The sequence below is a fragment of the Mesorhizobium sp. 113-1-2 genome, from assembly GCF_016756475.1.
GTDB lineage: Bacteria > Pseudomonadota > Alphaproteobacteria > Rhizobiales > Rhizobiaceae > Mesorhizobium > Mesorhizobium loti_C.
Window position 1 is genome coordinate 5,555,991 of record NZ_AP023242.1, and the last position, 13,842, is coordinate 5,569,832.

Consider the following 13,842-nt stretch of genomic DNA (forward strand, 5'->3'; position numbering starts at 1 on the left):
TCACTCGTCCATAATGTGCTTGAGGCCGGCGCGGAAATAGTCGTAGCCGGTATAGAGCGTGACGAGTGCCGCGATCCACAGCAGCACCAGGCCGGTCTGCGTGGTCAGCGGGAAGATCTTGTCACCGGCCGGCCCCGCCAGCAGGAAGGCGATGGCGACCATCTGGATGGTGGTCTTCCACTTGGCAAGCTGCGTCACCGGCACCGAGACCTTGAGCGCCGCCAGATATTCACGCAGGCCCGAAACCAGGATTTCGCGGCACAGGATGATGATCGCCGCCCACAGCGACCAGCCGGCAATGCCGGCGTGGCGGTCGGTGTCGGCCGCGAGCAGCAAAAGGCAGGTGGCGACCAGCAGCTTGTCGGCGATCGGATCGAGCATCTTGCCGATGTTGGAGGTCTGCTGCCAGGCGCGGGCAAAATAGCCATCGAAATAATCGGTGATGGACGCCAGCAGGAAAATGACCAGCGCCGACCAGCGGGCGAAGTCGCTCGATTTCAGATGGCCTTCAAGAAAAAAGCACAGCACCACCAGCGGCACCGCGATGATGCGGGCGTAGGTCAGCATGTTGGGCAGGTTGAACGCGCGCTGGGCCATATCTTGTGGACTCTTTCTGCCTGCGTACTCAAATCAGAAGGCAATGTAGGGGGTCAACAGGGCAGATTCGACTGGCCAGCTGAAACTGCAGAATTTTCTAACTTTCGTGGAAATGATTGTAGACCAGTTTGGCGATCTGTTCGGAAATGCCGTCGACTTTCCTTAAATCCTCGATCGCAGCGCGGCTGACCGCCTTGGCGGTGCCGAATGCCAACAGCAGCGCGCGCTTACGGCCGGGGCCGATGCCGGCGATCTCGTCAAGCGGGCTCTTGACCATCTCCTTCTTGCGCCGCGCCCGGTGCGAGCCGATGGCGAAGCGATGGACCTCATCGCGCAGGCGCTGGACGAAATAGAGCACGGGATCGCGCACCGGCAGTGAGAACGAGTCCTTGCCCTTGACGAAAAAGCGCTCGCGGCCGGCATCGCGGTCCTGCCCCTTGGCGATGCCGATCGCCACGACGCGGTCCTCGATGCCGAGATCCGAGAGAATCTTGCGCACCGCCGTCATCTGACCCTGGCCGCCATCGATCAGGATGACGTCGGGCCAGGCCGGGAAGCTGCCGGAGACATCGTCTTCGATATCATCGGCCGCCTCGCCCGCTGCCGCATCGTCGGCCACGGCAACATCGCCATGCTCCTTGAGCAATCGCGAAAAACGCCGCTCCATCACCTCGCGCATCATGCCGAAATCGTCGCCTGGCGTGATTTCGGTCGAGCGGATGTTGAATTTCCGGTACTGGTTTTTGACAAACCCTTCCGGTCCCGCCACGACCATGGCGCCGACCGCATTGGTGCCCATAATGTGCGAGTTGTCGTAGACCTCGATGCGCACCGGCGGCTTGGCCAGGCCGAAGGTCTCGGCGAAACCGGCAAGCAACCGCCCTTGCGTCGAGGTTTCGGCCAGCCTGCGGCCCAACGCCTCACGGGCGTTCTGCAGGGCATTGTCGGTCAGGTCCTTCTTCTCGCCGCGCTGCGGCACCGAGATCGCCACCTTGCGGCCAGCCCGGGTGGACAGCGCCTCGGCCAGCAATTCCTGGTCCTCTACGGTTTGCGACAGGAAAATGGCACGCGGCGTCGGCTTGTCGTCATAGAACTGCGCGAGGAACGAGCCCAGCACTTCCGCTCCCTCCAGCGCCGGATCGGCCTTGGGGAAATAGGCGCGGTTGCCCCAGTTCTGGCCGGTGCGGAAGAAGAATACCTGGATGCAGACCTGGCCGCCTTCCTGATGGATGGCGAAGACATCGGCCTCGTCGACGGTCGCAGGGTTGATGCCCTGATGGCTCTGCACATGCGACAGGGCCGCCAGCCGGTCGCGATAGATGGCGGCGCGTTCGAAATCGAGGTCTTCAGACGCCTGCTGCATGGCGGCCGAAATCTCGGTCTTCACCTTCTGGCTGCGGCCGGACAGAAAATCCTTCGCCTCGGCGACCAGTTCCGCATAGCCCTCATGCGAGATTTCGCCGGTGCAGGGGCCGGCGCAGCGCTTGATCTGGTAGAGCAGGCACGGCCGCGTGCGGTTCTCGTAGAAAGAATTTGTGCAGCTGCGCAGCAGGAAGGCCCGCTGCAGCGAATTGATGGTGCGGCCGACGGCGCCGGCCGAGGCAAAGGGGCCGAAATAGTCGCCCTTGCGCGACCGCGCGCCGCGATGCTTGTAGATGCCGGGCGACACGTGGTCGCCGGTCAGGAGAATATAGGGGAACGACTTGTCGTCCCGCATCAGCACATTGAATCGCGGCCGCAAGCGCTTGATAAGATTGGCTTCGAGCAGCAGCGCTTCGATCTCGGTGCGGGTGACGACGAACTCCATCGTCGACGTCTCGCGCACCATGCGGCCGATGCGGTTGGTGTGGAACCGGCCTTGCGCGTAATTGGTGACGCGCTTCTTCAGGCTGCGCGCCTTGCCGACATAGAGCACGTCGCCGGCGGCGTTCATCATGCGGTAGACGCCGGGCGCGTTGGGCAGCCGCTTGACCAGCGTCTGGATCACCTCGGCACCGACCATGCCTTCGGCATCGCCGGCATGCGGCGTCCAGTCGATGGCTGTGAAGGCAACATCCGGGCCGGCCGGTTCGACGATCTCCTCCAGCGCCTCATCCTCGAGGTCAATTTCGGGAGGCAGATCATCGGCGCCGCCGCGCCCCTTGTTCTTGTGATCGAGAGGACTCATTCCGTCATGCCTGTCACATCTGGCGTCTGCCATGCAAGATGCTGGCCGCCATCGAGCGCGATCATCTGGCCAGTGACCGAGCGCGCATCCCAGAGATAGCGGATGGTGGCGCCGAATTCCGGCAATTCCGGGCCGCGCTTCAGGATCAGGCCGGCGAGCTGTGCGTCAAAGTCGGAATCGTCCTGGCGCACATTTTTCAGCGTCGGGCCGGGACCGATCGCGTTGACACGAATGCGCGGGCCGAGCGCTTGCGCCAACATCTGCGTCTGGGTCCACAACGCGGATTTGGACAGCGCATAGGAGAAATAGCGCGGCGTCGGGCGCCAGACGCGCTGGTCGATGATGTTGACGATCAGCCCCTCCTGCCGTTCCGGCAAGGAGCGGGCGAAATTCTGCGCCAACAGCGCCGGGGTTTTCACGTGAATGGCAAAGTGGCGGTCCCAGGCCTGCCAGTCGAAATCCTCAATGGAATCATCAACGAAGAGCGAAGCGTTGTTGACCAGCAGCGAGATCGGGCCCAACGCGGCTTCGGCCTGGCCGACGAGGTCGCTGACGGCGTCCATGTCCGTCAGGTCGGCACTTACCACCGCTGCGCGACCGCCAGACTGATTGATTCCCGCGGCCAAGATATCCGCCTCGTCGCCCGAGCGATTGGCGTGGATGGCGACCGCAAAACCATGGCTGGCGAGGTCCTCGACAATCGCCTTGCCGATCCGTTTGGCCCCGCCCGTCACCAGCGCCGCGGCAGTGGCTTTGCTCATCTGTTGTCAATCCTCAATTTCGGCACGAAAACACGACGCCGACGAAATATGGCTCGGCATGCGTTAAACGGCATTCGCACCTGGGGCAGCATTGTGGCGAAACGCCCGGTTCGGCATGCCGACTCGTCTTGGAGCCGGACCCGCCGGACCGCAATATAGGACGCTGGACTCCTTGCACCAAGCGGTGTGCAGCGCAGCATGAAATGGCTGCTGACATTTCGCTGTTGCGAAGATGCAACGTCAAGGTTCCGCCTCATTCGCGCCGGGTAATGACCCAAGTTCAGGTTCGCTTCAGCCGCATTTTGACACGACATTTGGAACCGACGAACGCCAGATCCGTTTCACCCCCCGGACGGGTTGATGGCGATCGTGAGAAACAAGCCTGTGTCCTGTGGCTTAAGGAGTAAAGAACAATGCAAGCCAATCTCAAATTCGCACGGCCGTTGGCCGTTGCGCTCGGGCTCTTCGCCCTCGGTGGTACTGCCTATGCCGCAGACGTCGTCCAGGAAGAGCCCCCGGCACCCGCACCGGTTGCCGAACTGCCCGTCGCATCCTGGGCCGGCCCCTACGCCGGTCTGAATGTTGGCTACGGCTTCAGTGGCCACACCAAGGAGAAGGACCTCGGAGTAGACAACGTTGACGTTGGCACCAAGGGCTTCGTCGGCAGCGTCTTCGGCGGCTATCAATGGCAGCAGGAGAACTTCGTCTACGGCGGTGAAGCCGAACTCGGCTACAACGGCGTCAAGGGCGACGATTCTGGCGTAAACTCCAAAGCCGGTTTCGAAGGCTCGCTGCGTGCCCGTCTCGGTTACGCTGTGACCCCGGAAATCCTGCTCTATGGCACCGGCGGTCTGGCCGGCAGGAGCCTGAAGGTGGAAGATCCTATCTTTGGCACAGATCGGGCTACGATGATCGGTTGGACTGCGGGTCTCGGCACCGACATCAAGCTGACCGACAATGTGTTCGGCCGTGTCGAGTATCGCTACACCGATTTCGGCTCAAAGAGCTTCGACGGTATCGGCAAGGTCAAGGCCACCGACAACCGCGTCACCTTCGGCGTCGGTATGAAGTTCTAAGTCGTTCAAGCCACGACACGAAAAAGCCGGGCCTCGCGCCCGGCTTTTTTATTGCCTGCCTCCTCCCACCTGTCTCCCCTTGCGGAACAGGAGAAGCCCGCAAAATAGCCGTTGCACGCTCCCGAGCCTTGTGCCTATAGTTAGTACGTGTCTCGCACGAACAAACAGGTGCACCTGTGATGACCCCGCAAACAGGCCTGACACAAGGCCAGGCGAGGTCGGGATGCGAACCGGAACACTCGGTCAAAAGGGGATTTGCAACGTGAACCGCTTTCAGAAACTGTCTACCGCGGCGCTCGTCGCGGCATCTTTCGCGCCGGCAGCACATGCCGATGACAAGCTGACGATCGGCATCGTCACCTTCTCGACCTCCGACGTCGACACCAATCAGATGGTCGACACGATGAGCAAGGAGGCCCGGTCCAAGGGCTGGACGGTGGAAACTCTCAACGCCAATGGCGATCCTTCGCAGGCGATCACCTCGATCAAGCAACTGGCGACCAAGAAGGTGAACGCCATCATCGTCACGGTGTTCGATTCGACCGGCCTCGCCGCCGGGCTGCAAGCGGCGGCCGATGCCGACATTCCGGTGCTTTCCGCCGGCGGCGGCATGGCCGACGGCATCGCGCTTTCGGCCAGCACCGGAGCGGCGCCGCCACTGCTCGACCTTATGCTGAAGGACATAGGCAATGCCGGCACCGTGCTCGACCTGACCTATCACCCCGGCATTCCGTGCCGCGAGCGGGCCGACGCCTTCGATGCCGCGGTGAAGGCCAATCCGGGGCTGAAGGCAACGTCGCACGAGATCAGCATTCCAGGTGCGGCCGAATCCTCGCAGGCCGCAACCAGTGCCTGGCTTGCCGCCAATGCCAATGCCAAGGGGCCTTTCGCGATCTTCAACTGCTATGACGACAACGCCATGGGCGCGATCGCGGCGCTGAAGCAGAACGGCCGCAGCGATGTGAAGGTCTATTCGTTCAACGCCACGGCGCCCGCCGTCCAGGCGGTCAAGGACGGGACGATGACCGCGACGCTCGGCGTCGACCTGACGTCCGCCGGCAAGATGCTGGTCGACCAGATCCCCGACATACTGGCGGCCGGCGACAAGTGGCAGCCGAAATCCTTCGTGCCGGGCTACACGCTGGTCACCAAGGACAATGTCGACCAGTTCATGAAGGACAATCCGCAGTAAGTCCTGCAGATTGACGGTGCGGCCGGGCACGCCCGGTCACACCGGAGTTCCATCATGCACAGAGCCGTCATGACCGCTGATCATCCCTTGCCAGAAACCTCCGCTCCGGCGGAGGCCGCCTTGCCGGTCGCGCAGGCCGGGTCTCTCCCTCCCGGCATGCGCGACCGGCGGGCGCTTCTGATGCGCCTGCTCGGCACCTATGGCACCATCATCGTGCTGGCGCTGATGCTGGCGATGTTCTCGGTGCTGCAGCCGGGGACCTTCGCCACGGTCGGCAATTTCCGCAACATCATCAACGACATGGCAATCGGCACCATCGTCGCGGCGGGCCTCACCGTGCCACTCGTGGCCGGCGATTTCGATCTCAGCATAGGCTATGTCGCGAGCTTCTGCGGCCTGCTCGCGGTTGGGCTGCTGAGCAGCGGCCTGTCGATCCCGCTGGCCATCGTTCTCGTCGTCGCGCTCGGCACGATCATCGGCGTCGTCAACGGCCTCGTCGTCTCCAAGATCGGCGTCAACGCCTTCATCGCCACGCTCGGCACCGGCACCATCGTCGTCGGGCTGAACTACGCCTATTCCGGCGGCATTCCGCTGCAGCTCACCCAATCACGCGAATTCACCAGGATCGCCATCGGCCGCATCGCCGGCGTGCCACATCTCGTCATCATCATGGCGGTGGTGCTCATCCTTCTCTGGATGATCCTCAACCGCACGGTACAGGGTCAGCACATCAAGGCGATCGGCGTCAGTCCCGAATCGGCGCGCCGTGCCGGCGTCGCCGTCGACCGCAGCCGGATCGTCGCCTTCGCCATCGCCAGCACATGCGCGGCCATAGGCGGTGTGCTGATGGCCTCCAATCTGGGCTCGGGCCAGGTAACGGCCGGCGACAGTTTCATGCTGACCTCGTTCTCCGCCGCCTTCCTCGGCTCGGCCGCTCTGCGCGAAGGCCAGTTCCACATTCTCGGCACGCTGATCGGCGTGCTGACGGTCGCCGTCGGCAACAATGGCCTGGCCATGATCGGCGCGCCGATCTTCACCCAGTTCCTGTTCACCGGCACTTTGCTCGTCGTCGCCGTGGCGCTCGGCGGCATCGGCCGCCGCTTCGCTAGGGGCTAGGCCATGGCAAAGGATCTGCTGCTCAGCCTGCGCCGCATCTGCCGAAGCTTTGGCGGCATCCAGGCGCTCGACACGGTTTCGCTCGATATCGCCAGGGGCGACATTATCGGCCTGGTCGGCGACAATGGCGCCGGCAAGTCGACGCTGATCAAGATCCTGGCCGGCGCGCATGACCCGACCTCCGGCGAGGTGATCCTCGAAGGCCAGGCGCGAAAACTGTCGCCGCCGGCCGAGGCGCAGCGCCTCGGCATCGAGACTGTCTACCAGGACCTGTCGCTGATCGGCACCTTCACCGCGGCGGAAAATTTCTTCCTCGGGCGCGAGTTGGCGCATGGGCGCGGCCCGGCGCTGCTGCGCTGGATCCGCCGGAAGTCGATGGGCGACACCGCGATCAAGGGGCTCGACGAGTTGCACATCGACATCCCCGGCGTGCGCTCGAAAACGGTCGAGCGCATGTCCGGCGGCCAGCGCCAATTGGTGGCGATCGCGCGCGGTGCCTTCTGGGGCCACAAGCTGTTGCTGCTCGACGAACCGACGGCGGCACTCGGCGTGCGCGAATCGCGCGAGGTGCTGGAGCTGATCAAACGGCTGGGCGCCAAGGGACTGACCATCATCATGGTCACCCACAATCTCGATCACCTCTGGCAGGTCTGCAACCGGGTGGTGGTGATGCGCAGGGGCCGCAAGGCCGCCGATCTGCCAAGTTCCGCCACCAACATGGAAGAGGTCGTCGCCTACATAACCGGCGCCAAGGAGGCGATGAGCGCCGCGGCCATGGAGGCCGGCGCATGAGCGCGACCGACGCAATGACGCTGCGCCGGCTGTTGGCGAACGCACCCAAGCGCTGGGGCCATTGGGGCGCCGACGACGAGATCGGCGCGCTCAACTATCTCACGCCTGACGAGGTCAAGCGCGGGCTGGCGACGGTGCGGGACGGCCGCACCTTCACGCTTGGCGTGCCGATCGGCAGCCCCGAAGGCGACGCCGTGTTCCCCGGCCGCTGGCCGGCCAAGCATTTCATGGTCGCCGACAAGGCCGGGTTCGAGAACGGCCATTGGCACCCCCTGCCCGGCGGGCTCGAATTCGCCGATGACTATGTCACCGGCTTTGCGCAGGCCGGCACGCATTGCGACGCGCTCGGCCATATGTGGTTCGACGACACGCTGTGGAACGGCTTTCCGGCATCGAGCACCAATGGCGGTATGACCACGGCCGGCATCATGCCAATCGCCGAGCGCGGCATTGTCGGACGTGGCGTGCTGCTCGACATTGCCCGCTTCCGCGGCAAGCCGGTGCTTGATCGCGCCGAGACCTTCTCTCATCACGATTTGATGGACTGCGCCCGGGCGCAAGGTGTCGAGATCCTGCCGCGCAGCATCCTGCTCATCCGCACCGGCTGGGTTGGCGCACTGGCCGCCGGGCAGCAATCGGTCGGGAACAATTATTGGGAGCCCGGCCTGACCTTCAGCTTGGACCTCGTGCGCTGGTTCGACGCTATGCAGGTGCCTTGCCTGGTCACCGACACGTTGGCCAACGAGACCACCTACGATCCCGAGACCGGCCTGATGCTGGTGCTGCACGCGGCGCTGATGCGCAATCTCGGCATCGTGTTCACCGAGATGGCCGCGCTCGACCGGCTTGCCGCCGATTGCGCGGCGGACCGGCGCTACGAAGGCTTCTACTGCGCCAGTCCCACCAAGGTGAGCAAGGGCACGGGCGGTTCGACAAATCCGGTTTTCATCAAATAGACGGAATGGCTTCCATGACTTCTGCGGACAACGAACTCTGTTTCCTGCCGGCTGCCGAACTGGCGCAGCGCATCCGGCGCCGCGACCTGTCGCCGGTCGAGGTAACCGAAGCTTATCTGCGCCGCATCGAAGCGCGAAATCCCGTCATCAACGCCTACACACTGGTCCTCGGCGACGAAGCGATGGACGCAGCGCGCGTCGCCGAGAAAGAGGTGATGGCCGGTGTTCCGCTCGGCCCTCTGCATGGCGTGCCGGTCGGCATCAAGGATCTCGACGATGTCGCCGACGTGCCGACATCAATGGCGTCGCGCGCCGTGCACAACAGGGTGCCGCAAACCAACGCCGCGGCTGTCGAGCGCCTGCTCGAAGCCGGCGCCATCGTGCTCGGCAAGACCAACACGCCGGAGTTCGGTCACAAGGGCATTACCGACAATCTCCGCTTCGGGCCGACCAGCACGCCTTTCGCGATCGGCTACAATTCCGGCGGCTCGTCGGGCGGCAGTGCCGCAGCCGTCGCCGACGGCATGGCGGCGCTGGCGCAAGGCACCGATGGCGGCGGCTCGGTGCGCATCCCCGCCTCGTTCAGCGGCACTGTCGGCTTCAAGCCCTCGTTCGGCCGCATCCCTTCCGTGACGCGCCCTGACGGTTTCCTGTGGGCACATCCGCTTGTCCATATCGGACCGCTGGCGCGCACCGTCGGCGACGCCGCGCTGATGACCAAGGTGATGGCCGGTCCGCACAGCCGCGATCCGCTTAGCTTGCCCGACGATGGCGTCGACTATGTCGGCGCAGCGAGCGGGCCCTTCCGGCCGCTGCGCGTCGCCTACAGTCCGCGCCTCGGCAATTTCCCGGTCGACCCTGAGGTCGCCGCCGTGGTCGCCGACGCGGTCGCGGCCATGCGCGACAACGGCATTGCGGTCGACGAGATCGAACTCGATTTCAGGGCCGACCACAAGGACCTCGCGGCACTTTGGGTGCGTACGATCTCGATCCACTACGCGGCAATCGCGGTCTACTGGAAACAGGAAGGCATCGACCTGATGGGCGAGCATGCCGGCGTGCTCACCCCGCAATTCCTCGCCATGCTGAAGGACGCCTACAAAGTGTCCGCCGTCGACCACGCGCTCGACGATCTCCTGCGCACCGGCGTGCATGACGGGCTCGAGGATGTGTTTGCGAGCCACGATCTGATCGTATCGCCGACGCTTGCCATTCCGCCGGTCAAGAACGCCACCGACGGCAACACAATCGGACCGACCTCCATCAACGGCGAGGCGGTCGATCCGCTGATCGGCTGGTGCATGACCTATCCGATCAACTACACCGGCCATCCGGCAATCTCGGTTCCAGCCGGCCTGACGGCGCAGGGCCTGCCGGTCGGCCTGCAGATCATCGGGCGACGGCATGCCGATGAGAGCGTGCTCAACATGGCGGCGCGCTTCGAGCGCATCAGGCCATGGTTCCAGACTTATCCGGGCTTGGCCGGGTAACCAGGCATGTCACTCAAGAATGCGCAGCGGCTTGGAATAACGAGACGACGAATTGCAACCGTCTACGAAATCGCCATTGAATTTTTGACACACTGCCAGCGGCAGCGCAGACGAACCACCGATCACGACGCAGCTATCTACTTTCGCCGGCTTTCGCTTTATTTAGGCTTTGCTGCGGGTGACGTAGCGTTCGAGGTTGCTATGCCTGCCATCGCGGCGGGTCCAATCGTATCCGATGATGGCCCCATGCTGTTGGCTATCGTTTGCGCCTTGGCGAACACCTTGCTCCATTCGAGATTACCTGGGTCCCAGTGCGTGTCTGGGCTGGGACAGTCCCCGTGGCCATACCACCCTGCGACGGTTCCGTAGTTTCCAGATGTACGGTGCGGATTTGGCCCCGCCTTGCCGAAATCGCCGTCGGCCCAAGGACGTGTAAGCGGTATTCCGTATTCGACGAAGCAAACAGCCATCAGCGAAGCCAAGGCCTCCACGGTGCCATCGTCAGGCAGCCACGGCGTGGGTTTCGAGAAGCCGATCATTTCTATTTGCACCAACGCTTTGTTGTTGTGTGCCTTCAGCGCGGCGCCAATGGTCCCCACCTGGACCAATTGAGCAATTCGTACTTCTTTGGCTGTCGCATCGTATCCGAGCATGAAGTGCGGAGCATAGTGCACTCGGAAGATTGCCAAACTGCCGGCCCAGCCTCCTTCCGTGGTATGGAGAACGCCGGTCCTCGGCGTGGTCGGAGAGACCGGTGTGTTGTAGTGCGGTATGCCGGCGATATGGGAAATTGGGAATGCTCCGGCTTGGTCCAACCATGGCTTGAATGGAAGTTTCACGGATTTCTCCCTTCGCGATTTCTGACCCCTTAAGGAAAGCTGGCTAGATCATCTCTCTCCCAGCAAAAGGCCGACTGTCAAAACAAACAAAGCAACGCCGCCAAAGCAAGCGCCTTGACCATGCACGCTCCCCAGTAGTTTTCGATTTCAGAGTAACTGTGTATTTAGAATGCGCTAAACCACGATATTGTCAATCGCGTTTTTGCGCACCACATCGGGTAGGGGCGACGACATCAATTGGCGCGGCGCCGATATTGGAAAGTAACGTTTATAGCCCTTTCTCGCGTCTCTACGAATAACCTGTCATGGGCGTCGCATGCCGCAGGACTCAAGCGATGAGGTCAGGCTTTGCGCTGAGATTGACTTGCGCGTTGCGACCGGTGCGCCATCGGGGCGCCACCCCGCTAGCCAAGTTAAAACGGCTAGGGTCTAGATCGGCAGCTGCAACAACTCCGAAATCACCAGGCCTGCGGCGCCGAGCAATGCCGCACCATCGCCGGCATCGCCGGCGATGAATTCGATCGCGCCGCCTGGGCGCGACGGCACCATGGCACGGACATGGTCAGCGATCGCGCCGAGCAGACGATCGCCGCCGAGCACGACGTCGCCATGCAGGATGAAGATGTTGGGCGCCACCGTCTGCTGCAGATTGGCGATGCCGACCGCCACGTTGCGGGCATAGCGGTCGAGCAGCTTTTCGGCGCCTGGCAGTCGGCGATCGGCCATGTCGACAAGGCGGGCCGAGTCGATCAGATGGGGTTCGGGCAGGCCAGCATTGGCACCCTCGCGCCGCAGCCAGCTCAGCGTGGCGATGGTGTCCCAGCAGCCGCGCCGGCCGCAGCGGCAGAGCTCGCCATCGAGCTGCACGAAAGTGTGGCCGAGCTCGCCGCCTGCTCCGGACGTGCCGCGATGGAGATGGCCATCGAAATAGAGCGCGCCGCCCAGCACTTCGCCGGTATAGACGACCGCGAATTGCCTGACGCCACGGCCGGCGCCGAACCAGCGGTCACCGACCAACAGGGCGCGCGGATGATGATCGAGCTTGACCGGCAGGCCGAAGCGCCGGCCGAGATCGTCGGCCAGCGGATAGCGGTCGAGCGCCGGGGCCAGATTGACGGTGACGATCGAGCCGCGATCGGTGTCGACCATGCCGCCGACGGCGACACCGATGCCAAAGGGCTTGCGCCGTGCCTTGGCAAGCGTTTCGCCAACACATTCGGCAATCGTCTCGATGATCGGTGCGACCTGCCCCCTGCCGTCCGGCAGCGTCATCTTGCGTTCCGACTCGATCTTTCCGTCGAGCGTCGCCACGCAGGCGTGCACCGCGTCCGGCATCAAGAGCACACCGCAGATGGGACGGGCTTTCGGCGAGAACCAAAGCGGACGCGCCGGCTTGCCACCACCGGGATTGGCGGGCATGGGATCGCTCTCGACCAGCACCTCGTCGTCGATCAGCGGCTGCACGATGCCGGAAATCGTCGTGCGATTGACGCCGGCCATGCGCGCGAGCTCGGCGCGGCTGGTGGGGCCGAGATCGAACAGCGCCTGTAGCACGCGGCCACGATTCGTCGAGCCGACCATGGAGGACGAGAGCAGCGCCTTGCGCGGGCGCCCTACCCGCTCCACGGCAGCGCCATCACCGGGCGGCGTGAATGTGGCATGGCCTGCGCCATTCGGGCTGTCTTCGCTGGTTATGGTCATTGTCCGATTTTCGCGCCGCCATTCTCAAAAACCTTTCTAGCCCAGGAGCTTGCCGGTTTCGAGAACTTTGTGCGAGACAGCAACAAACCGGACCGTGCAGGCAGGCACGTTCGCTCCGCCCTCAGGGCGTATCGGCAGAATCCTGCGGAGCTTGCTGAAAACCCTGATGGTTGGGAAGCGACCGCAGCCGGTCGAGCCATTTCATCCTCGCGCCAATGAAGACTTGCGCGTCTGGTTGGTATTCGCCCGGATCGGTCATCGTCGCGGCGTGGACGTGAACCTCCGAAGGCCATCTCCCAGAGCGGAAATAGAGCCTTGTGCCGCAGGTCGGGCAAAATCCCCGGAACGTCCCGGGGCTGCTCTCATAGTGCACGACATCACCGGTCCAGTTCAGGTGCTCCCGCCTCATCCCCAGGAAGGCCGTCAAGGGGGAGGACGTGGCGCGCTGGCAGTCAACGCAGTGACAGACCAGATTGCGCGTGGTGTCTCCGGAGTAGGTCCAGCCAACCGCCCCGCACATACAGTTTCCCGTAAGGACCATCGCACCCTCCCCTCGCCATGCGCCCAACCCGCCTGAAGCGCGTCGCGTCGAAAGGGGATTTATGCGACGCGCTTGAGGTGCTTGTTTCTATGCAATGTCGTTCTCCCAAAACCGACGTCACTTTGGGCGACATGCATAGAATGCGCTGAGCCAGCCGCTCAGGCGCGCTTATTTGCGACCTTGGCGGATTTCGATTTTGCTGGAAGCGTACTGACAAAGGCCAGCGCGAGATCGAGCCAGCCGCGAAGGTCGGCATCGGTCGCGGTGCCTTCCGGCGCGACACGGACGTAGCCTTCCATCGAACGCCCGCCCATCTCCATCGGTCGCGCATGGGGACGCAAGGCCGCCTCTGCATGCGCGGCCTTGCCGACGCGGACCAGCAGCCCACGCTTCGATGCGCCGACCAGCATGTTGCCGTTGATGAGGAAGCAGGTGCCGCCGAACATCTTCTGTTCGGTGAAGGTCCGGTTGCCAAGGGCACCGCGCAGACGAGCGACCATCGGGTCGACCGCGCTGCCGGTTGTGGTGGATGACTTCGCCATGCTCACCGCCTGTGTGCGATTTGCCGGGTGCTATGCGAGCACGAAAGCGAATTGTCTTCAACGCACAAGATA

The 13,842-nt window shown here is 63.4% G+C and carries 13 protein-coding genes; 6 read left to right on the forward strand and 7 right to left on the reverse strand.

Features of this window, described 5'->3' with window-relative positions; all coding sequences use genetic code 11:
* From pgsA to JN279_RS27200, 3 genes are all read right to left on the reverse strand, one after another.
* Entirely contained in the window at positions 1-597 is a 597-nt protein-coding gene (pgsA, locus tag JN279_RS27190) for a CDP-diacylglycerol--glycerol-3-phosphate 3-phosphatidyltransferase (RefSeq protein WP_013896263.1), read from the reverse strand.
* 97 nt (positions 598-694) lie between these two features.
* On the reverse strand, positions 695-2,764 hold the full coding sequence (gene uvrC, locus JN279_RS27195) for an excinuclease ABC subunit UvrC (RefSeq protein WP_096456531.1): 2,070 nt from the start codon (positions 2,762-2,764) through the stop codon (positions 695-697).
* On the reverse strand, positions 2,761-3,525 hold the full coding sequence (locus tag JN279_RS27200) for an SDR family oxidoreductase (protein WP_096456529.1): 765 nt from the start codon (positions 3,523-3,525) through the stop codon (positions 2,761-2,763). The genes uvrC and JN279_RS27200 overlap by 4 nt, the downstream gene beginning before the upstream one ends.
* Before the next feature lie 413 nt (positions 3,526-3,938).
* Between JN279_RS27200 and JN279_RS27205 the strand changes: the two genes are divergently transcribed.
* The 6 genes from JN279_RS27205 to JN279_RS27230 all read left to right on the forward strand — a co-directional run bounded on the left by JN279_RS27205 (position 3,939) and on the right by JN279_RS27230 (position 10,147).
* Positions 3,939-4,601: an outer membrane protein gene (locus JN279_RS27205; protein WP_096456527.1), complete on the forward strand. Its 663-nt coding sequence runs from the start codon at positions 3,939-3,941 to the stop codon at positions 4,599-4,601.
* Between the two features lie 262 nt (positions 4,602-4,863).
* Positions 4,864-5,793, forward strand: a complete 930-nt coding sequence (locus JN279_RS27210) for a sugar ABC transporter substrate-binding protein (protein ID WP_096456525.1) — start codon at positions 4,864-4,866, stop codon at positions 5,791-5,793.
* 54 nt (positions 5,794-5,847) lie between these two features.
* On the forward strand, positions 5,848-6,909 hold the full coding sequence (locus JN279_RS27215; protein ID WP_244734163.1) for an ABC transporter permease: 1,062 nt from the start codon (positions 5,848-5,850) through the stop codon (positions 6,907-6,909).
* 3 nt (positions 6,910-6,912) lie between these two features.
* Complete coding sequence (locus JN279_RS27220; RefSeq protein WP_096456523.1) at positions 6,913-7,701, forward strand: ATP-binding cassette domain-containing protein; 789 nt, start codon at positions 6,913-6,915, stop codon at positions 7,699-7,701.
* Positions 7,698-8,657 carry a cyclase family protein gene (locus tag JN279_RS27225; RefSeq protein ID WP_096456521.1) on the forward strand — a complete coding sequence of 320 codons (960 nt, stop codon included), beginning with the start codon at positions 7,698-7,700 and terminating at the stop codon, positions 8,655-8,657. The genes JN279_RS27220 and JN279_RS27225 overlap by 4 nt, the downstream gene beginning before the upstream one ends.
* A gap of 14 nt (positions 8,658-8,671) precedes the next feature.
* Entirely contained in the window at positions 8,672-10,147 is a 1,476-nt protein-coding gene (locus JN279_RS27230; protein WP_202350707.1) for an amidase, read from the forward strand.
* Between the two features lie 158 nt (positions 10,148-10,305).
* Here the strand turns inward: JN279_RS27230 and JN279_RS27235 are convergent, their stop codons facing one another.
* The 4 genes from JN279_RS27235 to JN279_RS27250 form a co-directional block, all read right to left on the reverse strand.
* Positions 10,306-10,986 carry an N-acetylmuramoyl-L-alanine amidase gene (locus JN279_RS27235; RefSeq protein WP_096456519.1) on the reverse strand — a complete coding sequence of 227 codons (681 nt, stop codon included), beginning with the start codon at positions 10,984-10,986 and terminating at the stop codon, positions 10,306-10,308.
* Between the two features lie 429 nt (positions 10,987-11,415).
* Entirely contained in the window at positions 11,416-12,687 is a 1,272-nt protein-coding gene (locus JN279_RS27240; protein ID WP_202350708.1) for an ROK family protein, read from the reverse strand.
* A 121-nt stretch (positions 12,688-12,808) separates the two neighbouring features.
* Positions 12,809-13,228, reverse strand: coding sequence for a GFA family protein (locus JN279_RS27245; RefSeq protein ID WP_202350709.1), 420 nt, complete (start codon positions 13,226-13,228; stop codon positions 12,809-12,811).
* 158 nt (positions 13,229-13,386) lie between these two features.
* Positions 13,387-13,770, reverse strand: a complete 384-nt coding sequence (locus JN279_RS27250) for a TfoX/Sxy family protein (RefSeq protein WP_096456513.1) — start codon at positions 13,768-13,770, stop codon at positions 13,387-13,389.
* Positions 13,771-13,842 lie beyond the last annotated feature (72 nt).

Bases quoted from the DNA above. Each gene is read 5' to 3' on its own strand.
- pgsA (WP_013896263.1), bottom strand. From the start codon at position 597: ATGGCCCAGCGCGCGTTCAACCTGCCCAACATGCTGACCTACGCCCGC.
- uvrC (WP_096456531.1), bottom strand. From the start codon at position 2,764: ATGAGTCCTCTCGATCACAAGAACAAGGGGCGCGGCGGCGCCGATGAT.
- JN279_RS27200 (WP_096456529.1), bottom strand. From the start codon at position 3,525: ATGAGCAAAGCCACTGCCGCGGCGCTGGTGACGGGCGGGGCCAAACGG.
- JN279_RS27205 (WP_096456527.1), top strand. From the start codon at position 3,939: ATGCAAGCCAATCTCAAATTCGCACGGCCGTTGGCCGTTGCGCTCGGG.
- JN279_RS27215 (WP_244734163.1), top strand. From the start codon at position 5,848: ATGCACAGAGCCGTCATGACCGCTGATCATCCCTTGCCAGAAACCTCC.
- JN279_RS27220 (WP_096456523.1), top strand. From the start codon at position 6,913: ATGGCAAAGGATCTGCTGCTCAGCCTGCGCCGCATCTGCCGAAGCTTT.
- JN279_RS27225 (WP_096456521.1), top strand. From the start codon at position 7,698: ATGAGCGCGACCGACGCAATGACGCTGCGCCGGCTGTTGGCGAACGCA.
- JN279_RS27230 (WP_202350707.1), top strand. From the start codon at position 8,672: ATGACTTCTGCGGACAACGAACTCTGTTTCCTGCCGGCTGCCGAACTG.
- JN279_RS27240 (WP_202350708.1), bottom strand. From the start codon at position 12,687: ATGACCATAACCAGCGAAGACAGCCCGAATGGCGCAGGCCATGCCACA.
- JN279_RS27245 (WP_202350709.1), bottom strand. From the start codon at position 13,228: ATGGTCCTTACGGGAAACTGTATGTGCGGGGCGGTTGGCTGGACCTAC.
- JN279_RS27250 (WP_096456513.1), bottom strand. From the start codon at position 13,770: ATGGCGAAGTCATCCACCACAACCGGCAGCGCGGTCGACCCGATGGTC.